Raw genomic sequence first — 21,286 nt, forward strand, 5'->3', positions numbered from 1 at the left:
AGGGTGTGTACTCTATTTCCTCTCGTCTTGTCTCCCGGGCAGAAAAGCGGCAACAATATTTGTCAGCTTTTCGAAATCTGCAACCGAGAGCCTTTCGGGTCGCTCATTGAAAATCGGATCTGTATAAGCATCACAATCTTTTCCGAGCAATGGCTTCATTGAGTTCCTCAATGTTTTACGACGTTGATTAAATCCTGTTTTCACAACTGTTTTGAATAATTTTTCATCACAGTCCAAACTCTGGCGTTTATTCCTGACAAGTTTTACCACCGCCGACTTCACCTTCGGAGGAGGGTCGAACACCTTCTCACTGACCGTGAAAAGATATTCAATATCGTACCATGCCTGAAGCAGTACACTTAATATACCGTATGTCTTCCCGCCGGGTTTGGCGGCAATACGTTCGGCGACTTCTTTCTGAAGCATTCCCGAACAACATGGTATATGGTTTTTATAATCGAGTACTTTAAAAAATATCTGGGAAGAAATGTTATATGGATAGTTACCAATTACACAAAACTGGTTATCGTATATTTTTAACAAGTCCAGTTTAAGAAAATCATCTTCAATAATATGTCCCTGTAAGGCCGGATAGTGCTCGTTAAGGTATGGGACCGAATCGCGATCCAGTTCCACTACAGTAAGCTCCCTTTTCTTTTCTATCAGAAATTGGGTAAGCACTCCCATTCCCGGACCCACTTCGATAACAGGCACATCAGGAAAATCGTCCAATGTATCTGCAATACGACGGGCGATATCCAAATCCTTCAAAAAGTGCTGTCCTAAGAATTTCTTTGCTTTAACTACTGCCATGCTTAACAATTATGATTATCTTTGCAGGCGCAAAGGTAGTGTTTTATTACTAAAAATTTGCTTATAAGTAAAAGAAGGTGTCTTTTGCAACATTATTTTAATTATAACTTACTATTGTTGTTTTAGATATGAAAGTAATAGATAGGTCTGCGACCTTATTTCTACTATTGTATAAAGATAATACAATTTTACAATACGAATGGAAGAATCGACAGAAGTAACGACCCCTAAGAAAAAATCATTACTCAATACTTTCGTAAAGATAGTACTGCCTTTACTGCTGGGCATTGCCATCGTTTATTACCTTATCAGTAAAATAGACCCTGCCGAATTGTGGATTGTCCTCAAAAATGCCAATTGGCTAATTCTTCTGTCCTCTCTTATATTTGGTTTATCAGGTAATATAATAAGAGGCTACCGCTGGGAATTATTTATTCAGCCACTTGGATATACACCCAAATTATCAACCCTTATATACGCTATTCTCGGAGGATATGCCGTAAACTTCGCTATACCCAGAGCCGGGGAAATCTGGAAATGCGGTATGGTGGCTAAAGAAGAGAAGATTCCGTTCACTAAGCTATTCGGAACCATGATACTCGACCGTATATTCGATATGATAACAGTTATTGTCATTTGCCTTGCTGCATTCCTGATAAACATGCAGTTTTTTATCACTCAACTGGAACAAAGCAAATCGACTCTCGACATCATTCTGATGATTATAAAATCGCCTGTTCTATATATAGCACTTGTTGCGGCGGTTATAACAACATATATAGTATTCAAGTTCTTCAAAGAAAATATAATTGTTAAGAAGGTTAAAAGTTTTCTTTCCAACATGGCCAATGATATGAAAACGATCTGGCAGATGAAGACCAAAGGACGTCTGCTCATATGCTCTATTGCCATCTGGACCTCTTATTTCTTCTACTTTTATATTACGTTTTACGCCTTTGACTTTACTGCAAGCCTGGGTGTCACAGCCGGACTGATAACATTCGCTTTGAGCAGCCTCAGCATGATCATACCGTCTAATGGAGGATTGGGTCCATGGCAGATAGCGGTTGTTGCAGGTCTGATGCTATATGGAGTCAGCGAATTAAATGCCACCGCCTTCGCCACCGGCGTATTTGCCCTGCAATCCATTATATGGGTAATCCTATGCGGATTATTCGGAATAGCCGCTTTGGCTTTGAAGAAACAGAAATAGAATATAATTAAAAAACAGAAAACCTATGCTTGCCATTCTTCTTTGCTGGTTGTGTATTTCAGTAACATTTCTATCTTTAGGTGATTTTTTTATTCTCGTCTACAACAAAATCTGCAATAAAAACGAAAAATATTCGATTACCGATACACTCTTTTTAGGAATGGCTTTTATAACCATCCCCCTATCCGTATCTTCTTTCTGGCTTCCTGCAAACCATTACATCCTGCTTTCTTTATTCATCTTCAGTATTTTGTATTGGGGGATAAGACATAAACATTTTATGTATTGTATAAGAAGAATAAGGAAGCACATCAGCAGTCTTTTCATATACCAATCAGTGGTTATAGTATTAGCAATGCTCTCCATAGCATTTTTTGCTGTTTGGCTGGGCGAACAGTGGATGTCTTATGATACATTCTACTATCATCAGGCGGCAATCAGGTGGAATGAAGAATACGCCATAGTTCCGGGTTTGGGAAATGTGGAAGAACGTTTCGGCTTTAATTCCAACTATATGCTGATCTCTGCAGTCTATACCCTTCGTTTTATTTTCGGAGAACCTATATACGGCTTTCAATCATTTATGTGCGCGGCGGTTATGGCATGGATACTGATAGAGACATTCAAATCCGGCTTTGAAATAAAAAGGGTTATTATTTTACTTTTATATACAGCATTTATCCTTATCGACAGGCACACTCTAAGTGTTACTTCTACAGACATAATACCCAACCTGACCATTATCTATCTGGCTATAAAGACGGTATTATATCCTCATTTAGTAAAAAGAAAACTGTTATTTTACGCTGCAGTCCCTGTCGCACTCATTACATTCAAACTATCGGGCGCACTGATCGCATTATCCACCATCATTATATTTTTCGCCCTTTTAAAGCATAAAAATTACAGGACTGCGACCTTTGTATTTTCAATTGCCTTTATTATTATGGGATTATGGCTTACAAGGAATGTTATCATCTCAGGCTACCTTGTCCATCCGTTATATCAGATCGATCTGTTCTCATTTGACTGGAAAGTTCCGGCCGATATACTTATAAAGGAAACGAATCATATTTCAGGCCATGCCCGAAACGATTATATGAATCAGATTGTTGAAGATTTTTCAGCTTTCAGAACGTGGAAAGAATACTCCTGGCATATACCCTTATTTGCACTCAGCCTGGCATCCATAATATTTATCTCTTCTAAAATTATAAAAAAACGTAAGGAATTAAATCCTGTCTATATTTACATGTCGTGCATATTAGCTGTCAATATCATTTATTGGCTATTAACCGCACCTTCGATCCGCTTTGGATACGGATATGTATTCTCCCTGTTTTTTCTGGCTGTAATACTTTTATTCTTTCAAAAGAAACAGGACAATACAAAATTAAATACTTTGCTGTTGGCTGTTGAATCTAAAAGCGGAAAAAGATACACGTCTTTCAATCTATGCAAATATGTATCCATCTTTTTGTTCGGGTTCATATTTATACATTCCTATAAACATGTATCTGATTACAGACCATTCTTGCGCAAATATTGCGATTATAGTAAATCTCAATCCAACATGAGAGTATTTTATGCTCCATATTCGACTAATCATCAAATCACAGAAACAAGTAAGAGAATGAATATAAGCGGCATACCATTCGAGCCATACAAAATAAACAATAATATAACTATATATATTGCGACCGAAGAAAGAGGATTTATATACGATATAGTACCTGCAACAAGTAATGTGGAACGAGGCGCCCAAAACTATCACAACCTTGAAGCCCGAGGTACTTCCATACAAGACGGATTCAGATCGAAAGCAAGAAAAACAGAATAACTGTTATTACGTCAATCAATCTTTAGTAGCCAGGTGTTACTTTATTTGTACAATTTTATCTATATAACTAGAGCCGGGAGCCTTTGGTTGTCAGCTTGTAGTTCTTTGAAGTATTGATTGTCAAATTTGAGAATTAGCATATTAGCAAATGAATGAAAAGGTGTTACCTTTGTTACCTTTTCAAAGTAGTAAGTTTTAAGTAATGAGTAATAAGTACTAAGTTGAAAGTTATATGAGATACGAGTAGACAAGGTACAAGTAGAAGAGTTGTTCACTGATGACTGTTTACTGTTAACTGATATATCTGTTACCTTTTTTACCTTTTTTATAATGACGGACAATATTATAATCCCAGCAGATCGCATTATATATAATAAGAGGAACGACAAAACAGATTGTAAGTAATGCATCCGGAAATAATCTAAAAATATCTGTTATGCTGATTATCCGCACTGATATTTTCCTATCTTTGTTACTATTCGTAAATTTTAAAACATAATCGTATGTCGAAAGAAATACTTAAACTAAAACCGCAACAATTGTGGAAGCACTTCTACGATTTGACTCAAATCCCCCGCCCTACAGGGCAGATGAAAGAGGTTACTAAATTTGTCATCGACTTTGGTAAATCGCTCGGGCTGGATGTTAAGCAAGACAAGACAGGTAATATATTGATTACCAAACCTGCAACAAAAGGTATGGAAAAAGCCCCTGTGGTAATCCTCCAATCCCATCTGGACATGGTTCCTCAGAAAAATTCTGATGTAAAACATGATTTCACTAAAGACCCTATAGAAACTGTAATAGACGGAAACAAAGTAAAAGCCAAGTCAACCACTTTAGGTTCTGACAACGGTATAGGGGCGGCTGCTATGATGGCTGTACTGGAAGACAAAAAACTAAAGCATGGAAAAATCGAGGCTTTATTTACTGTCGACGAAGAAGTAGGCATGGTAGGTGCTATAGGTTTGAAGAAAGGGTTTCTTTCAGGTAGCATCTTACTAAACCTAGACACAGAAGAAATAGGAGAACTGTGTGTTGGTTGTGCCGGAGGTGCAGATGTGAATGCAGACTGGGAATTCAAAGATGCAAAAGTACCGAAAGGTGATATAGCCTATAAAATCACATTAAAAGGACTCAGAGGAGGTCACTCAGGCACAGAAATACATCTGGGCAGAGCCAACGCCAACAAACTTATGTTCTACTTCCTGAAAGAAGCCGTGAGCAGTTATGAAGTACGTCTTTCGGCAATTGACGGAGGTTCGTTGCGTAATGCGATCCCTCGCGAAGCCGTTGCCATAGTGACACTTCCCGAAGAGGACGAAAAAGACTTCCTGAAGCTTGTGAAATCGTATGAAAAGATATTCAAGGAAGAGTACAAGGCCGTAGAGCAAAACTTATCCTTCAAAGCAGCCAAAGCAGACTTACCCAAGACGCTCATACCTGAAGAAATACAGGATAGCTTGATTAATGCTGTAGTCGGTTGTCAAAATGGTGTAATCAGTATGCTTACCGATTTTGAAGGCATCGTGGAAACGTCTACCAATCTTGCATCCATCAAATCCGGACCGGGACATATTGCAGCAAAGATGCTAGCCCGCAGTTCTTCGGAAACCCGCAAAGATGAGATTTGCTCAAGCCTGGAAAGCGTATTTGCTCTTGCAGGTGCGAAAGTTTCCATCGAAAACGGTTATCCGGGATGGCAGCCTAATGCTCAATCGGACACACTGAATATGATGGCTAAACTATACGAAACCATGTATAAGGATAAAGCGCACGTAGTGGTTGTACACGCCGGACTGGAATGTGGTATCATCCTGGGTAGCACTCCGGGACTGGACATCGTATCCTTTGGGCCTACAATTCTGAACGCCCACTCTCCTGACGAGTTTGTAGAAATAGATACAGTGTCTAAATTCTACGATTATCTGGTAAAAACACTGGAGAATATTAAATAGAATAATCATATATAAAAAAAGGCGAATATCTACAGATTTCGCCTTTTTATACTCTTGCCGACCCGGGCTTTATTCCGGCTTCGTCCTGTACTTGGCCAATATAGCAAGAACATCATCGTTTAATTCTCCAAAAATAGAAACGCCGCATGCTCCATTTTCCAGTGCATATTTTATCCCTTCTTCCAGTTCGCTGTTATTTTTGAAATCCGGTAAAAACAAGCCTGCATACAGAGGAAAACGCCCGTCGATACCGCGTATGCCCTGTTTCGTAGCATCCCCTATCCATGGCACTTCTTCTTTATAAAACCCATGATAGATCATCGGATAAACCGCATCCAGAGGCCAATTCGTCCAGTCCTGACGGACAAGGCGCTTTGCAAGATCAGGAGTAGGAAAAACAGCTGCGGTAAGCGGCTTGTTATATGCTTTAGCGACGTCTCCTATCTTATTAACAATGCCTGTGACCGCGTCATACCTGAAAGTACGCCACGAAAGGCTTTCCTGCGGGTATTGAATGCTATCCAGGTCTTTGTGGTACTCTTCTTTAAACTTCGCCTTACATAAACTGCAATAACAGTAATCGTATTCCGGCAGTTCCTCCGTTTGCACAATTCCATAGACCTGCCATAAATTAACAGCCAGTACCACATCACTGAATCGGACATAATCCATATGGATGCCATCCACATAATCCTTAGCTAATGCATTTTTCACATCAGCCACCAGAAAATCAGCCACCTCGGGGCGAGAAGGACACATCCACCGGTAATAATCCACATATGGCGGATGGTCGGCACAGGATTCTCCCTTTCTGTTTACAGCCGCCCATTCAGGATGTGATTTCAGGGCATCGCTCCTATTCATTATCCACATCCACCGGTGCGCTTCGAGGCCTTGTTTTTTTGCCGCACGGTAATGCTTCTCGCTATCGGCTTCAAAGAATATGCCTGCGATTCCGGCGTCATGGTATTTCTTATACTTCACCGCTAATTCTTCCTCTGTATCTTTCTCCTGAGGATTGATCCACACCCAGTGTTTATAGGTAGAATCACATTTTACCCTTTCCTTTTTCGATGAGTCGCAACTTAAGAAAAAAGACAAGAGGCACAGGAGCGCGAACAAATATGCTACAGGTTGGTTTCTCATTTATACTTCTGTTTTAGTTTATACATTAAAAAGGCTTATATCATAGAAAGCATTATTTAAGCAACTTACGTAATTCCTCAACTCCCTCCGATGCTCCTTTCTTTATAAAATGAATATCTTGCTGATATACCTTTACTTCATTCGGGTCTATCAGATAAACGGGAGTGTCGCGGCGAATATAATTCAACAATCCGGCAGCAGGATACACATTCAGAGAAGTACCTATTACCACGAGGACATCGGCAGTTTGGACTACTTCTATGGCTTTTTCTATCATTGGTACAGCCTCTCCGAACCAGACAATATGTGGCCGGAGCTGTGAACCTTTCTCACATTTATCGCCCACTTTAATCTCTGCGTTTTCGGGAGTAAGGGTATAGATAATAGAAGGATCGGCCGTAGAGCGTACCTTATCCAGTTCGCCATGCAGATGTATCACATTGGTACTGCCCGCCCGTTCATGAAGACTATCCACATTTTGAGTGATTATCGACACTTTATACTCTTTTTCCATTTCGGCCAGACCTATATGCCCCTTATTGGGCTTAGCTTCAAAAGCCGCTTTCCGCCTTGCATTATAGAAATCAAGAACAAGTTGCGGGTTACGCCTGAATCCTTCCGGAGTAGCTACATCTTCTATCGAATGCTGCTCCCACAATCCTCCGGAATCCCTGAATGTGGAAATACCACTCTCTGCACTCATTCCGGCACCTGATAAAACAACAATATGCTTCATAAATATTAAAAAAATGTAAGTATAACATACAAATATAGTTTTTTCGCCTATAAACTTTATCAATGTATCGTGAAAAGAATTACTTTTGTTGGCAAATAAAAATAAACAATTAATATTTGTTATCAGATATCTATTATTCTGATTTACAATATTAATTAAAAATAAAAATACATATGGATAAAATCAGTTACGCTCTGGGATTAAGCATTGGTAATAACTTCTTAAGTTCCGGTATCAAAAAAGTAGATTTTGAAGCTTTCTTGAAAGGAATGCAGGATGTAATAAACGAAGCTCCGCTTGCCATGTCATATGATGAAGCAAAGGAAGTAATGAACGATTATTTCACCAAACTGCAGGGAGAAAGACTTGAAGTAAACCTAAAAGCCGGAGAAGAGTTTTTAGCAATCAACAAAAACAGACCGGGTGTTGTAACTCTGCCAAGTGGTCTTCAATACGAAATACTGAACGAAGGAAACGGCCCTAAACCAAAAGCAACAGACCAGGTAAAGTGCCACTATCACGGGACACTTATCGATGGTACTGTATTCGATAGTTCGGTAGAACGCGGACAACCTGCTACATTCGGTGTGAATCAGGTGATTCCGGGTTGGGTAGAAGCCCTTCAATTAATGCCCGTAGGTTCAAAATGGAAACTATTCATTCCATCTAACCTTGCTTATGGAAAAGCAGGAGCAGGACAATCTATCGAACCTAACTCTACCCTGATATTTGAAGTAGAAATTTTAGATATTGTTTAATAATAATTATTTAGTTAAAACATGAAAAAAATTCAAGTTGTTGCCCTTGGTGCTTTCGTAGCCGTAGGAGCGTTGTTTACATCTTGTGGAGGAAGCGTTTCGTCAGATGCTTCATTGAAAACCGAAAACGATACTATTTCTTATGCTTTTGGAGCAAGCCTTTATGACCAAGGTCTTTCTATGCACTTACAACAGTTAGGTGTGGTTAGCGATACTACTGGTCTGAGTGCTTTTTACAAAAGACAAATTGAAGCAGAGCAAGATTCTTTCAAAAAAGATTCATTACAAAAAGTAATGAAACACAAGCTTGACTCTACTCTAAAAGTAAACGAAAGAAATATAGCAGAATTCCTGAAAGGGCTGAAAGAAAGCATCGATGCTCCTGATTCTAAATCTGCATATTATGCCGGTATTTCTGTAGGAGGACAAATCTCGAAACAAATGTTCCCTAATTTGATCAATCAAATGTACGGACCGGACTCGAAAGAAAAAATCAATTCCAGCGCTTTCATAGCTGCGATGGCTACTGCAATGAAAAAAGGTAAATTTGCCGTAAACGATCCGGCGTCTCTTTTCCAGGTAAAAATGCAGGAAGTACAGGCCAAAGCTCAGGCTAGACAAGAAGAAGAGTTGAAGAAACAATATACTCCTCAGATAGAAGCAGGCCAAAAGTTCCTTGACGAAAACAAAGCTAAAGAAGGTGTTGTGACTCTTCCTGACGGACTTCAATACAAAATAGTAAAAGAAGGTACAGGCGCAAAACCAACAGCTACTGATGTAGTAAAAGTACACTATCACGGTACCCTTCTCGATGGCACTGTATTCGACAGTTCTGTAGACAGAAAAGAACCGGCTACATTTAATGTAAGCGCTGTTATCAAAGGATGGACCGAAGTACTTCAATTGATGCCTGTAGGATCTAAATGGACTGTTTATATCCCTTATGACCTGGCTTATGGCGCACAGGACAGAGGTACTATCAAACCTTTCTCTACTTTGATCTTCGATATCGAATTATTGGATATTGAAAAGAAATAAGTCAAAAAGTAAGATTTAGATACTATTTTGGTACATCCAATGTAAATTTTCGAGCAAAAAGCCTTGTTTTTATAAAAAATATCCTATATTTGGATTAAAATAACGATAAAACGCTCATATTATGCAGAAAATTGACAAACTTGATAAGAAGATACTGGAGATTATATCTCAGAATGCGAGGATTCCATTCAAAGATGTTGCTCTTGAGTGTGGTGTCTCCCGTGCTGCCATTCATCAGCGTGTACAACGCATGATCGAGATGGATGTGATAGTAGGTTCCGGTTATTTTGTAAATCCAAAAGTATTGGGATATAATACATGTACATATATCGGGGTAAAACTGGAAAGAGGCTCCATGTACAAGACTGTGATCCCTGAACTGGACAAGATTCCTGAAATCGTCGAATCCCATTTCACGACAGGACCATACACTATCCTTATCAAATTGTATGCCCGCGATAACGAGCATCTGATGGATTTGTTGAATAATAAGATACAGGACATACCTGGTGTTGTAGCTACCGAGACTATGATTTCTCTTAGTCAGGGAGTTAAGCGTCAGATACCAATATCTAAATCGGAATAAGATATAACTCATTCTTAATATAAAAGGATAGTCATTTTTGGCTATCCTTTTTCTTTACGGATATCTTTACTTATAATAACATAAATATGTAATGTAAAAGGAGCAAAACCCGTAATTTTTTAATATTTTTGCATCACGTTCAATATGGAATAGGTCTATGACCTTACTTAATTTGTTTACATGGAGAAAAAAAGCTTTGTTTCGAAACTTCTGACCAACATTTACGTTAAGAATATATTGTTGATGATTGCCGCCGGATTCGTTCTGGTAATTATCGTATTATTCTTTTTGAGCATATATACCAAACACGACGAATCCGTTGTTGTGCCTGCAGTAAAAGGCTTACAAGTAGAAGATGCGGAAGGAATACTCAAAGCTGCAAACCTTCAATATGAAGTTGTGGATTCTATTTTTACAACAGGAGGTGTTCCCGGAGCCATTACAGAACAAACACCCAAAGAGCAATCGAAAGTAAAAGAAGGACGTACTATCTTCCTTACCATTCAGGCCAAAGGAATTCAGATGGTGGCTATACCCGAACTAAAAGATTATTCGCGTCGTCAGGCTGAAGCCCAACTAAATTCGCTCGGATTTGACAAGATTATCATAGATGAAGTCCCGTCGGCATATGCCGGCATCGTCATCTCAGTTTCATATAAAGGACAAACACTGTCTCCAAATCAAAAGATACCGAAAGGCTCTACACTGAGAATGACTGTGGGCGCCGGAGGAGAAGTTCTCGAAGACAGCATTCCCGATGCGGATACTAATATAGATGAATCTTTCTTTCAATAATGATGAACGATTCTTTTGACAACATAGAAGACCTTCCGGAAGATGAATTAACCGAAGGACAGGAAGATTCGGGCCTATACGAACATTACCGGTTTGTAGCCGACAAGGGACAGGGTATGATACGCATCGACAAATATCTGGCAATGCATATCGTGGGTGTATCACGCAACAGAATACAGCAAGCTGCAGAAGCAAATTGTATTCTGGTAAACGATAATCCTGTAAAATCAAACTATAAGATAAAACCGCTCGACGTTATATCCGTAGTGATGAACCGTCCGCCACGCGAACTGGAAATTATCCCGGAAGATATACCACTGGATGTAGTTTATGAAGATGATGACCTGATGGTTATAAATAAACCGCCGGGACTGGTCGTACACCCGGGATTCGGGAATTATCAGGGAACCCTTGTAAATGCTGTAGCTTACCTACTGAAAGACACTCCCGAATATGACGCCAAGGACCCGCGTCTGGGGATTGTCCACCGCATCGACAAAGACACCTCAGGACTGATTGTAGTGGCAAAAAATGCTTATGCGAAAGCACATCTATCCGCTCAGTTTTTCAACAAAACCACAAAGCGCCAATATGTAGCGCTCGTTTGGGGTGCGATCGAAGAGGATGAAGGACGTATAGAAGGCAATATTGGCCGCGATCTGAAAGACCGTATGTTAATGACCGTTTTCAAAGACGGGGAACACGGTAAATCCGCTGTTACACACTAGAAGGTACTTGAACGCCTTGGTTATGTAACATTGGTACAATGCTGTCTAGAAACAGGACGCACTCATCAGATACGTGTGCATATGAAATACATAGGCCATACTTTGTTCAACGACGAACGGTACGGAGGCAACGAGGTACTGAAAGGAACTCATTTTGCAAAATACAAGCAGTTCGTTCAGAATTGCTTCAATATATGTCCGCGCCAAGCGCTACATGCGCAAACACTGGGTTTCATACAACCACGTACAGGAAAAGAACTTATGTTCGAAGCACCTATACCGGATGATATGAGCCAACTGCTCGAAAAATGGCGGGGATACATAGCCAACAGGGAAATATAAGAAGGAACTGAAAAGGATTTATAAACATAACTATCAGTTATTGTTTTACATATAAAAGTAATAAATAGGTCTGTGACCTTAATCATCAAGTTTAATTGACCAATGAAACGAAACATCGCCATAGTATGGGGAGGATATTCTTCCGAAATAGTAGTATCGGAAAAAAGTATGTCCGGCGTTTATTCCTTTTTGGATAAAGAAAAATACAATATTCACAAAGTTAGAATCGTTAGAGAAAGCTGGACTGTCGATGCAGATGGTGTGACATATCCTGTCGATAAAAATGATTTCAGCTTTACATATCCGGAAAAGGGCATGAATATAAAATTTGACTTCGCTTTCATTATTATACATGGTACACCGGGCGAAGATGGCCGCTTGCAAGGCTACTTCGATATGCTCAATATCCCCTATTCTACGTGCGGCATGATGGCTTCTTCTCTGACCATGAACAAATTTGTCTGCAATAATTTTCTTAAAAACTTTGGGATAAGAGTAGCAGATTCGTTATATTTGAATAAAGATACGAGATGCAGCATAGATGACATCGCTGCAAAACTGGGATTTCCTATGTTTGTAAAGCCAAACACAGGAGGTTCGAGTTTTGCTACAACGAAAGTGAAATCGATAGAACAACTGCAAAAAGCTATAGACATTGCATTCGGCGAAACACCCGAAGTAATTATCGAGAGCTTTATCAGTGGACAGGAAGTCACCTGCGGCTGTTATAAAATAAAGGGTAAAGAAGTGGTCTTTCCTATTACTGAGGTAGTCACTCCTAATGAGTTTTTTAACTATGAAGCTAAATATGAGGGTCAGGTAGAGGAAATTACTCCTGCCCGTATACCGGACGAAATGACAAACGAGATACAGCGATTAACTCGCAGAATATATGATATGGTAGGAGCCAAAGGTATTATCAGGGTAGATTTTATCATCTCCGACAATATGCCGTACTTACTGGAAGTAAATACCGTTCCCGGCATGACACAGACCAGTTTTATTCCTCAGCAGGTAGCTGCAGCAGGATTAAATATAACTGATGTGCTGACGGAAATTATAGAAAACGAATTTAACGCGAATTGAATTTTAGGTCACAGACCTTTTTATTGCTTTGTTAAGTATAAATACAATGAGCAGTTATAACTATAGAATATATCATTAATACTTACGATTACCTACGGTTATGAGTAATAAATTTGACGACATAGCACCTCTATACGACCATGAGGTGGAACAAGCCATTCAGGATATACTGGTAGATCCCGGGTTTCAGCATGCTGTAAAATATATAATACCTAATATAGACTGGGATGAATTTTCGGCCGAAATGCTGAGATATAAATCCAAAGAACAGTTTCAGGCAGAGATGATATACCCGGTGGTAACGATGCTGGGTATGAAAGTAGCAACCAGTATCAAAGGCGACAAATGGGAAACCATCGACAAATCGGTACAACACCTCTTTTTATCCAACCATAGGGATATTGTACTGGATGCCGGATTGTTGAATATACTCCGCCATAAGGAAGGATTCAAAACGACAGAAATCGCCATTGGCGACAATCTGCTTATCCATCCCTGGATAGATAAGTTGGTGAGACTCAATAAGAGCTTTATAGTAAGACGAGGCCTTTCTATAAAAGAGAGACTAATCGCATCTAAGCACCTGTCTGAATATATACATCATGTAATATCATCGAAAGGTGAATCGGTATGGATCGCGCAGCGTGAAGGCCGGGCTAAAAATTCAGATGACAGAACGCAGGACAGCCTGCTGAAAATGTTGGCATTGTATCCGGAAGATAAACCGTTCATCGAAAGCCTGAAAGAACTGAATCTTATACCACTTTCCATCTCATATGAATATGACCCGTGTGATTATCTGAAAGCCAAAGAATTTCAACAAAAACGCGATGATCCTGATTTTAAGAAATCTCAACGCGACGATCTTCTGAACATGGAAATCGGCATACTGGGACAGAAAGGAAATGTGATATTCCGCTTCGGAAATTGTATCAATCCCGAACTAGATAAGATTACAGAGCCGGACAAACGTTTACAGCCTGAACTGGCTGCCAAAATCATAGATAAGGAAATACACTCCAACTATGAAATATTCCCATGTAATTATATGGCCTATGACATGTTTTACAAAGTAAGCAAGTTCAATGACAAGTATACATCCGAGCAACTGGAAAGCTTTAAATCTTATCTGGATAAGCAAATACAGAAAATAGATCTCGATTATATCGACTATGACTTTGTGTGGGATAAGATGCTGGAAATGTACTCTAATACATTAAAAAATCATCTGGAAGCCATACAATCGTAAAAACGAAATAGAGTCTTCTCGTTCTTTGAGTTTTCAAATATATTCCTATATTTGCAGCACACGAATGACTCAAACTATGAAAAAACTAATACTCTATACTATTTGCTCCATGCTCTCTGCCGTATGTTTCTCTCAAGTTGTCAAATCGGGTGAGAGCTTCATTAACGTTCCCGTTATTGAAGGAAAAGTCACATTTTTAAAAGAGATTCCATCCAATAAAGATATTTCCACAGAAGCCAACTATAAAATACTGAAAGAGTGGGCTATCATTAATTATGGTAAAGACCCTTTTATCTCAAGTGTACGTCACGATACGAAGAATAATGAGTTCATTGCCAAATCGAGGATAGAACTACTTCTGCCTGCAAATTCGAAAGGTGTCCGCGAAAAAATGATTATGAGGTACCGTATAAACGGATTCCTGTTTCAGGACAAATGCGTACTGGAAGTGACTGACATATCTTATTTATATGAAAACCAGGCGAATGACAAACTACTGCCCCGTGTAATACGGGCGGAAGACTTTATTACTGACAACGCTCTCGAACTTAATGATAATATACAGGAATTCAGAGTAAATACACGCAAGAGTACACTTTATTTCCTGAATGAAATTTCAAAAGATTTCGAAGGGAAATTCGGTCACTAAGGTCTCGGCGCTAAGCAGGATTTTTTTAACTGCTAAAATTCAAGTTTCAGCTGTTTTTCCGTAAGATTAAATGTAAGCCGGTGATAAGGAGTTACCCCATACGCCTTTATAGCAAGGCGGTGTTTCTTTGTAGGATAACCCTTATTATGATCCCAGTCATACAGAGGATACTCCCCATGCAGTTTCTCCATATAATCGTCCCTGTACGTCTTGGCAAGAACAGATGCTGCTGCGATAGGCAATAACTTACCATCCCCCTTCACCACACATGTGTGGGGTATATCTTCATATTTCTTAAACCTGTTGCCGTCGATCAATAAATGCTGTGGCCTGATCTTCAATGAAGCTACAGCCCGCTGCATAGCCAGAAAAGACGCGTTGAGTATATTTATCTTATCTATCTCTTTATGATCCACAATTCCTACAGCCCAGGCTAAAGCCCTCTCCTCGATAAGAGGACGCAGGTTATATCGTTCTTTTTCGGTCAGTTGTTTAGAATCATTTAGTTTCTCACATTCAAAATCCTTCGGCAGTATCACAGCAGCAGCAAATACAGGCCCTGCCAGACAGCCTCGCCCGGCTTCGTCGCATCCGGCTTCGATCTGATCCGGATATAGTGATAATTGTAGCATAGTTTTATATTTTTAGATTCCTTTCATTAAAAAGTAATCTGCACATTATTATCGTCAGGAGGAAAGTCTATCTGCAAATCTTCCATATCCATAGGGGTTTCCATTGCTTTGGATAAACTGAGCATCGATTGTTTCAATTTCTCATCCGGCTTTTCATCTCCGTACAGATGTAATATAAATATCCGGGACAACACGTCTGCGAATTGCTTCGACACATCATCAGGTAAATTAAAACCCATCCCTTTCAGCTTTTGGACAGCTAATTTGTTAGATAAAGACTGCATACGTTGCTCATCCTCCTCTGCCAATGCCGGATTATCCGGTAACGAAGTTACATTTTTTGTTTTTATATCCATCCCTTTTTCACTCAATTCTATAAAGCGATAAGAAAAGGGATAGCCTGATAATGTCCCAGTCTCAATATCATATATCGTATTTCCTTTATCAGAGGTAAAAGCCGATATATCATTGGAATGAAAATGCCCCGTAAAAACAGCCTTCATTCCCTTATCTGCAAAAAGATTTGCAAAACGTGTCCACTCATCTACCAGATAATCTTTGAAGAACATAGACTGGTATACGATATGTTCTGTCAGTCCCCAGTGCATCATACCTATTACAGTTACATTCTGCAACCTGGCTTCATCCAAAACTTCAATAAGCCACTTTTCGGTATCAGAAGAGATCTTTCCGCCCGAAATACTCCGGGTCGTATATTCTTTATACCTTGCCGCATCTATAGCCACAAGCCAGGTATGAGCATCAAGTAGAGCCACATAGCTCAACGACGCCGTATCTCTCAGTAAAGCGTTATTGTATCCGCATGAAGCATAAATATCCGTGAATTCTTTGGGAGTTACATTCGGTACAGGCAGAGTCTTATTCCCTTTATACTCTACTGCATTAGGCATATTTATATCGTGGTTGCCGGGAATAACGAATACTTTTACCCCCTTATCCTGTAAGGGTTTCAATTTATTTACAAAATCGAGATGGCTCTGCTTTTCGCCGTCTTTTGTCATATCACCACTTACCAGCAATACTTGTATATCGCTATGCAGATAATCATCCAATACTTTATCCAGTACTGCAGGAACATCTTTTATATTTTTCCCGCTCACCTGTATATAATCCTGTAATGCATAACCATCATCCATCAGTTTCTCCGAAAGGTAGTGCGTATCAGTTATCACACCTATCCTTATCGGTTCGCCGGCGAATATTGAAGTTATAAAAAAGAGAAATAATATATATGGTAAAATCTGTTTCATCGGTATTTTTTTAACTATAACAAAAGTAAAGTATTTATGCAAACAGGGCAAACATGTAATAAGTTTTAGGAAAGTTTATCTATATAATTAGAGCCGGTAGCTAAAGACTATTAGCTATAGTTCTTTGAAAGAATGAACAGCCCCCTAAATCCCCCAAGGGGGACTTACAGAGAGGGTAGAAGTAATAAGTGAAAAAGTGTAACCTTTGTTACCTTTTCAACAAGTAATGAGTCTTAAACAATAAGCAATAAGTTGAAAAACTGTATTTCTGTTAACTGCTAACCGTTGACTGTTAACTGAAACATGTGTTACCTTTGTTACTTTTTTAATAAATAGCTGATTTGAACTCAAATTTTATATAATCATGCGTTTACTTTACTTTATATAAAAGACATCTTAGTTATTATTCCTACTTTTGTAAGTACATATTAACGATTATTACTTCTGATATATTTTTCCTTATGAAAAAAACTATTTCTTTATCGGTTTTTGTATTCCTATGTGTGAGTTTTATCTACGCGCAGGATTTAGTAGTGGGTAGCTATAATATCCGTTACAACAATCAGGGCGATGCGGAGAAAGGCAACGGATGGCAACGCCGCTGTCCTGTAATCACAAAACTGATCTCGTTCAACGATTTCGACATTCTGGGCACGCAAGAAGTGCTTCATAATCAGCTGGAGGATCTACAACGTGAATTACCTCAGTACGGATATGTAGGAGTTGGCCGTGACGATGGGAAAACCGCAGGAGAATATGCTCCTATATTTTACAAAAAAGACAGGTTTGAACTGCTGAAATCAGGGCATTTCTGGATGGCCGAACAAACAGACTTTCCGAATAAAGGCTGGGATGCAGCTCTGCCGCGTATCTGTACATGGGCTCAATTTAAAGACAGGAAAAAGAAGAAAAAAATATGGTTCTTCAATCTGCACATGGATCATGTAGGCGTAGAAGCCCGCAGGCACAGCGCCCAACTGGTACTGAAAAAGATAGAGGAAATGTGCGGTAAAGATGCTGTTATACTGACAGGCGACTTCAATGTGGATCAAACCCACGAAAGTTATAAACTATTGGCGAATTCGAATATCCTGTTCGATTCGTATGAGAAAGCCGGAGTTCGTTACGCGCTGAATGGAACATTTAATGCATTCAAGCCTAATCTGATGACTAACAGCCGTATCGACCATATATTCGTAAGCGGCAAATTTGAAGTTGATCGCTATGGTGTACTCACTGATACATACCGTGTTCCGGTTGAAAACAGCAAAGAGCTGCATGTCGGGGATTTTCCGAAAGAAGTATTCTCTACTGAAGCCGAAACCCGTTTGCCATCAGACCATTATCCGGTGAAAGTTTATTTACACTATAAAAAATAAATACATATTTTAAACAAACTCCATGAATAAAAATAAAGCCCTCCATCTGCTCCTTATAGTTGCAGTTCTATCTATACTGTCCTCCTGTAAAACCCAGCAACAACGTGTTACATTTACCGACATAGCCCATCCTAAGAGAGAATTCCGTGGCGCATGGCTAAGTACAGCCTGGCAGACAAGGTACAGGACAATGACAGTATCACAGTTGAAAACATACTTCATAAAAACACTGGATGAACTTCATGCCGAAGGTATCAATGCCGTTATTTTCCAGGCACGTCCTTATGCTGATGCATTCTATAAATCGGAACTGGAACCTTGGAGCGCTTTTCTTACCGGAACACAAGGAGTAGCTCCCGAAGGAGGATTCGACCCTCTGGCATTCCTTGTGGAAGAATGCCACAAACGCAATATGGAACTGCATGCCTGGCTCAATCCTTACCGTGTATCGGCCAGCGAAAATGATATCTTCGCAAAAAGCCATATATATCATAAACATCCTGAACGATTTCTAAAATACGGGGGTAAAATCTATTTCGACCCGGGCATCCCCGCCAACCGTAAATTTATCTGCGATGTGGTAAAAGATATTGTAATGCGTTACGAAGTAGATGCTATACATATGGACGATTACTTCTATCCTTACCCTATTGCCGGAGAAGGATTCCCTGATAACAACAGCTTTAATACATATGCAAAACAACAGGGCTTCTCTCAGAATCAACTGACCGACTGGCGGCGCAACAATGTGAATTTGCTGATACAGGAGATAAAACATACCCTAATGACTTCAAAACCGTGGGTAAGGTTCGGAATCAGCCCGTTTGGTATTTACCGCAATAAGAAAAGTACCACTGACGGTTCTGGAAGCGATACTAATGGGCTACAAAATTATGATGACCTGTATGCCGATGTTAAGCTATGGGTAAAAAATGGCTGGATAGATTACAATATGCCTCAGGTATATTGGGAGATAGGGCACAAAGCCGCCGATTATAAAACCCTGATCAAATGGTGGGCGTTCAATAATTACGACCAGCATCTTTATATCGGTCAGGATGTAAAACGGACAATGGATGCTAATACACAGCCATCGGGTGATAATCAGCTGAATGAAAAGATGGTGTTATCGCGTAGTTTTACAACTGTACATGGCAACTGTTTCTGGCCGGCATACGAATTATTGGATAACTATAAGGGTATTGCTACCCAATTGAAAAATAATTATCACAAATACCCTGCCCTTATTCCGGCATATAAGCATATGCACAACAAAAGCCCTAAGAAGGTGAATAAGGTGGAGGAATCCTATACAGCGACCTCCCATACATTGAGTTGGAAAAGCAATTCGGACAAATACGATCCCGAGACAGCGCAATACTATGTGGTTTACCGTTTTGCAAAAGGAGAGAAAGAGAACCTGGATAATCCTCAGTATATTGTGGCCATAACACGGGATAGCAGCCTTGTGTTGCCCTACGAAGGTGGTAAGAAGGAATATAAATATGTAGTCACCGCAGTAGATGCTTTCCACAACGAATCGAAAGGGAAGTCGAAAAAGATAAAACTATAAGCCGATAAGCAAACGATGATAAAGAAAGAGTTTACAATGATAGCCAAAACGATGGCAGGCCTTGAAGATGTTCTGGCCGAAGAGCTTACCGGACTTGGCGCAAACAATCTGGAAATAGGTAAACGTATGGTTTCCTTCGAAGGAGATCTGGCAATGCTCTATAAAGCAAATATACACTGCCGGACAGCCTTACGCATACTTCGTCCCGTATTTGAGTTCAAAGCCAAGAACACGGATGAAATATACAAGAGGGTAAAGGCAATGAACTGGTATGAACACCTGACGGAAGACAGCACTTTTGCCATCGACGCCATCACTTTTTCCGACTATTTCACCCACTCTAAGTTTGTTGCCTATCGTGTAAAGGATGCTATTGCCGACTACTTTATGCAAAAAACAGGTAAACGCCCGTCTGTGGACACAAAGAATCCCGACCTGCTGATCAATTTTCACGTCGCGCATGACAAATGTACTTTGTCATTCGACAGTTCGGGCGAATCATTGCATAAAAGAGGATACCGTGTAGCCCAGACAGAAGCACCTCTGAACGAAGTGCTGGCAGCAGGAATGATACTTAAAACAGGATGGCGGGGCGAATCCGACTTTGTGGATCCGATGTGCGGTTCAGGGACACTGCTTATCGAAGCTGCTATGATAGCCATGAATGTACCTCCGGGTATATACCGGAAGAATTTTGCTTTCGAAAAGTGGAAGAATTTCAATGCAGACCTTTTCGAGACCATATACAACGATGATAGCGGAGAACGTGAATTTAATTATAAAATTTATGGGTCGGATATTTCTGCGGAAGCTATCGACATAGCCGCAAAAAATGTTAAGGGCGCAGGCTTGGAACGTCATATCAATCTCGAGATGAAGCCTTTCGAAAAATACACACAGGCACCTGCCGAAAAAGGAATATTGGTTACTAATCCACCCTATGGAGAGCGTATAAAACCGGAAGACCTGAGTGGTTTGTATGAAATGATAGGGGAGCGCCTCAAACATGTATTTATGGGATATTCGGCATGGGTACTCAGTTATAAGAAAGAATGCTTCGATAAAATAGGACTTAAACCATCTAAGAAAATACAGCTTGTTAATGGTTCATTGCAATGCGAGTTCCGCAGATATGATATTTTTGCAGGAAAGAAGTACGATCCGAAGAGAAAAGACGATGAGTAGGACAGGAAGTCTAACGAAATAAAGAATACGGATATGAAAGCACTCTTTACATCATTATTAGCCGGCACATTAATTGCGGGCTTGTCATCATGCAGCCCTTCACTGCCTATTGAACGTAGAAATTCTGACAATAATCAGACATACAAGGTCGATTATCTTTTCGAACATGAAGGTTGTAAAGTATATCGCTTCAATGATAATGGCAACTATGTGTACTTTACTAACTGTACGGGAGATGTCACAGCTATTTCGACTGATTCGACCAAAACCAGAGTAGAGACTATTGTAAAAAGTAACTTATTGAAATAG

The 21,286-nt window shown here is 39.8% G+C and carries 18 protein-coding genes and 2 pseudogenes; 15 read left to right on the forward strand and 5 right to left on the reverse strand.

Annotated features, from left to right (window positions below; genetic code table 11):
• Nucleotides 1-12: 12 nt before the first annotated feature.
• Entirely contained in the window at nucleotides 13-813 is an 801-nt protein-coding gene (gene rsmA / locus HMPREF9455_RS10830; RefSeq protein WP_006799732.1) for a 16S rRNA (adenine(1518)-N(6)/adenine(1519)-N(6))-dimethyltransferase RsmA, read from the reverse strand.
• 199 nt (nucleotides 814-1,012) lie between these two features.
• Here rsmA and HMPREF9455_RS10835 point away from each other — a divergent pair, with 199 nt between their 5' ends.
• The 3 genes from HMPREF9455_RS10835 (at nucleotide 1,013) to HMPREF9455_RS10850 (ending at nucleotide 5,824) form a co-directional block, all read left to right on the forward strand.
• Complete coding sequence (locus HMPREF9455_RS10835; RefSeq protein ID WP_006799733.1) at nucleotides 1,013-2,026, forward strand: lysylphosphatidylglycerol synthase transmembrane domain-containing protein; 1,014 nt, start codon at nucleotides 1,013-1,015, stop codon at nucleotides 2,024-2,026.
• 25 nt (nucleotides 2,027-2,051) lie between these two features.
• Nucleotides 2,052-3,866: an LIC_10190 family membrane protein gene (locus HMPREF9455_RS10840; protein WP_006799734.1), complete on the forward strand. Its 1,815-nt coding sequence runs from the start codon at nucleotides 2,052-2,054 to the stop codon at nucleotides 3,864-3,866.
• Nucleotides 3,867-4,369: 503 nt separating this feature from the next.
• Nucleotides 4,370-5,824, forward strand: a complete 1,455-nt coding sequence (locus HMPREF9455_RS10850) for an aminoacyl-histidine dipeptidase (protein ID WP_006799735.1) — start codon at nucleotides 4,370-4,372, stop codon at nucleotides 5,822-5,824.
• Nucleotides 5,825-5,893: 69 nt separating this feature from the next.
• On the opposite strand, the gene HMPREF9455_RS10855 is transcribed toward HMPREF9455_RS10850, so the two are convergent.
• Nucleotides 5,894-6,970: a family 10 glycosylhydrolase gene (locus HMPREF9455_RS10855; protein WP_006799736.1), complete on the reverse strand. Its 1,077-nt coding sequence runs from the start codon at nucleotides 6,968-6,970 to the stop codon at nucleotides 5,894-5,896.
• A 52-nt stretch (nucleotides 6,971-7,022) separates the two neighbouring features.
• Nucleotides 7,023-7,706: an SIR2 family NAD-dependent protein deacylase gene (locus tag HMPREF9455_RS10860; RefSeq protein ID WP_006799737.1), complete on the reverse strand. Its 684-nt coding sequence runs from the start codon at nucleotides 7,704-7,706 to the stop codon at nucleotides 7,023-7,025.
• A gap of 173 nt (nucleotides 7,707-7,879) precedes the next feature.
• Between HMPREF9455_RS10860 and bamJ (HMPREF9455_RS10865) the strand changes: the two genes are divergently transcribed.
• The 8 genes and pseudogenes from bamJ (HMPREF9455_RS10865) to HMPREF9455_RS10900 all read left to right on the forward strand — a co-directional run bounded on the left by bamJ (HMPREF9455_RS10865) (nucleotide 7,880) and on the right by HMPREF9455_RS10900 (nucleotide 14,937).
• On the forward strand, nucleotides 7,880-8,464 hold the full coding sequence (gene bamJ, locus HMPREF9455_RS10865; RefSeq protein ID WP_006799738.1) for a BamJ family beta-barrel-assembly machinery protein: 585 nt from the start codon (nucleotides 7,880-7,882) through the stop codon (nucleotides 8,462-8,464).
• Nucleotides 8,465-8,485: 21 nt separating this feature from the next.
• On the forward strand, nucleotides 8,486-9,502 hold the full coding sequence (gene bamJ, locus HMPREF9455_RS10870; protein ID WP_006799739.1) for a BamJ family beta-barrel-assembly machinery protein: 1,017 nt from the start codon (nucleotides 8,486-8,488) through the stop codon (nucleotides 9,500-9,502).
• Between the two features lie 121 nt (nucleotides 9,503-9,623).
• Entirely contained in the window at nucleotides 9,624-10,088 is a 465-nt protein-coding gene (locus HMPREF9455_RS10875; RefSeq protein ID WP_006799740.1) for an Lrp/AsnC family transcriptional regulator, read from the forward strand.
• 180 nt (nucleotides 10,089-10,268) lie between these two features.
• Nucleotides 10,269-10,883, forward strand: a complete 615-nt coding sequence (locus tag HMPREF9455_RS10880; RefSeq protein WP_006799741.1) for a PASTA domain-containing protein — start codon at nucleotides 10,269-10,271, stop codon at nucleotides 10,881-10,883.
• A 2-nt stretch (nucleotides 10,884-10,885) separates the two neighbouring features.
• Nucleotides 10,886-11,953, forward strand: a pseudogene (locus tag HMPREF9455_RS10885) (RluA family pseudouridine synthase).
• A gap of 102 nt (nucleotides 11,954-12,055) precedes the next feature.
• A complete protein-coding gene (locus HMPREF9455_RS10890) occupies nucleotides 12,056-13,039 on the forward strand; it encodes a D-alanine--D-alanine ligase (protein WP_006799744.1) in 984 nt (327 codons plus the stop codon).
• 100 nt (nucleotides 13,040-13,139) lie between these two features.
• Nucleotides 13,140-14,288 carry a hypothetical protein gene (locus HMPREF9455_RS10895; protein WP_006799745.1) on the forward strand — a complete coding sequence of 383 codons (1,149 nt, stop codon included), beginning with the start codon at nucleotides 13,140-13,142 and terminating at the stop codon, nucleotides 14,286-14,288.
• Between the two features lie 76 nt (nucleotides 14,289-14,364).
• The gene (locus HMPREF9455_RS10900) at nucleotides 14,365-14,937 is read left to right on the forward strand and encodes a DUF4468 domain-containing protein (protein ID WP_148401884.1); all 573 of its coding nucleotides are present in this window, start codon (nucleotides 14,365-14,367) and stop codon (nucleotides 14,935-14,937) included.
• A 32-nt stretch (nucleotides 14,938-14,969) separates the two neighbouring features.
• On the opposite strand, the gene HMPREF9455_RS10905 is transcribed toward HMPREF9455_RS10900, so the two are convergent.
• Nucleotides 14,970-15,569, reverse strand: coding sequence for a ribonuclease HII (locus HMPREF9455_RS10905; protein ID WP_006799747.1), 600 nt, complete (start codon nucleotides 15,567-15,569; stop codon nucleotides 14,970-14,972).
• A 26-nt stretch (nucleotides 15,570-15,595) separates the two neighbouring features.
• Nucleotides 15,596-16,840, reverse strand: coding sequence for a metallophosphoesterase family protein (locus HMPREF9455_RS10910; RefSeq protein WP_006799748.1), 1,245 nt, complete (start codon nucleotides 16,838-16,840; stop codon nucleotides 15,596-15,598).
• A 461-nt stretch (nucleotides 16,841-17,301) separates the two neighbouring features.
• Between HMPREF9455_RS10910 and HMPREF9455_RS10915 the strand changes: the two genes are divergently transcribed.
• The 4 genes and pseudogenes from HMPREF9455_RS10915 to HMPREF9455_RS10930 all read left to right on the forward strand — a co-directional run bounded on the left by HMPREF9455_RS10915 (nucleotide 17,302) and on the right by HMPREF9455_RS10930 (nucleotide 21,286).
• Nucleotides 17,302-18,219 carry an endonuclease/exonuclease/phosphatase family protein gene (locus HMPREF9455_RS10915; RefSeq protein WP_006799749.1) on the forward strand — a complete coding sequence of 306 codons (918 nt, stop codon included), beginning with the start codon at nucleotides 17,302-17,304 and terminating at the stop codon, nucleotides 18,217-18,219.
• 22 nt (nucleotides 18,220-18,241) lie between these two features.
• Nucleotides 18,242-19,792: a glycoside hydrolase family 10-like protein gene (locus HMPREF9455_RS10920; RefSeq protein ID WP_006799750.1), complete on the forward strand. Its 1,551-nt coding sequence runs from the start codon at nucleotides 18,242-18,244 to the stop codon at nucleotides 19,790-19,792.
• 36 nt (nucleotides 19,793-19,828) lie between these two features.
• Nucleotides 19,829-20,974 (forward strand): annotated as a pseudogene (locus tag HMPREF9455_RS10925) (THUMP domain-containing class I SAM-dependent RNA methyltransferase); the annotation flags it as partial.
• A gap of 36 nt (nucleotides 20,975-21,010) precedes the next feature.
• Nucleotides 21,011-21,286: a DUF4884 domain-containing protein gene (locus HMPREF9455_RS10930; RefSeq protein WP_006799752.1), complete on the forward strand. Its 276-nt coding sequence runs from the start codon at nucleotides 21,011-21,013 to the stop codon at nucleotides 21,284-21,286.

This window comes from Dysgonomonas gadei ATCC BAA-286, assembly GCF_000213555.1.
Classification (GTDB): Bacteria; Bacteroidota; Bacteroidia; order Bacteroidales; family Dysgonomonadaceae; genus Dysgonomonas; species Dysgonomonas gadei.

What these genes read in the sequence shown, in the direction of transcription:
- rsmA (WP_006799732.1), bottom strand. Translation starts at nt 813, where the DNA reads ATGGCAGTAGTTAAAGCAAAGAAATTCTTAGGACAGCACTTTTTGAAG.
- HMPREF9455_RS10835 (WP_006799733.1), top strand. Translation starts at nt 1,013, where the DNA reads ATGGAAGAATCGACAGAAGTAACGACCCCTAAGAAAAAATCATTACTC.
- HMPREF9455_RS10840 (WP_006799734.1), top strand. Translation starts at nt 2,052, where the DNA reads ATGCTTGCCATTCTTCTTTGCTGGTTGTGTATTTCAGTAACATTTCTA.
- HMPREF9455_RS10850 (WP_006799735.1), top strand. Translation starts at nt 4,370, where the DNA reads ATGTCGAAAGAAATACTTAAACTAAAACCGCAACAATTGTGGAAGCAC.
- HMPREF9455_RS10855 (WP_006799736.1), bottom strand. Translation starts at nt 6,970, where the DNA reads ATGAGAAACCAACCTGTAGCATATTTGTTCGCGCTCCTGTGCCTCTTG.
- HMPREF9455_RS10860 (WP_006799737.1), bottom strand. Translation starts at nt 7,706, where the DNA reads ATGAAGCATATTGTTGTTTTATCAGGTGCCGGAATGAGTGCAGAGAGT.
- bamJ (WP_006799738.1), top strand. Translation starts at nt 7,880, where the DNA reads ATGGATAAAATCAGTTACGCTCTGGGATTAAGCATTGGTAATAACTTC.
- bamJ (WP_006799739.1), top strand. Translation starts at nt 8,486, where the DNA reads ATGAAAAAAATTCAAGTTGTTGCCCTTGGTGCTTTCGTAGCCGTAGGA.
- HMPREF9455_RS10875 (WP_006799740.1), top strand. Translation starts at nt 9,624, where the DNA reads ATGCAGAAAATTGACAAACTTGATAAGAAGATACTGGAGATTATATCT.
- HMPREF9455_RS10880 (WP_006799741.1), top strand. Translation starts at nt 10,269, where the DNA reads ATGGAGAAAAAAAGCTTTGTTTCGAAACTTCTGACCAACATTTACGTT.
- HMPREF9455_RS10890 (WP_006799744.1), top strand. Translation starts at nt 12,056, where the DNA reads ATGAAACGAAACATCGCCATAGTATGGGGAGGATATTCTTCCGAAATA.
- HMPREF9455_RS10895 (WP_006799745.1), top strand. Translation starts at nt 13,140, where the DNA reads ATGAGTAATAAATTTGACGACATAGCACCTCTATACGACCATGAGGTG.
- HMPREF9455_RS10900 (WP_148401884.1), top strand. Translation starts at nt 14,365, where the DNA reads ATGAAAAAACTAATACTCTATACTATTTGCTCCATGCTCTCTGCCGTA.
- HMPREF9455_RS10905 (WP_006799747.1), bottom strand. Translation starts at nt 15,569, where the DNA reads ATGCTACAATTATCACTATATCCGGATCAGATCGAAGCCGGATGCGAC.
- HMPREF9455_RS10910 (WP_006799748.1), bottom strand. Translation starts at nt 16,840, where the DNA reads ATGAAACAGATTTTACCATATATATTATTTCTCTTTTTTATAACTTCA.
- HMPREF9455_RS10915 (WP_006799749.1), top strand. Translation starts at nt 17,302, where the DNA reads ATGAAAAAAACTATTTCTTTATCGGTTTTTGTATTCCTATGTGTGAGT.
- HMPREF9455_RS10920 (WP_006799750.1), top strand. Translation starts at nt 18,242, where the DNA reads ATGAATAAAAATAAAGCCCTCCATCTGCTCCTTATAGTTGCAGTTCTA.
- HMPREF9455_RS10930 (WP_006799752.1), top strand. Translation starts at nt 21,011, where the DNA reads ATGAAAGCACTCTTTACATCATTATTAGCCGGCACATTAATTGCGGGC.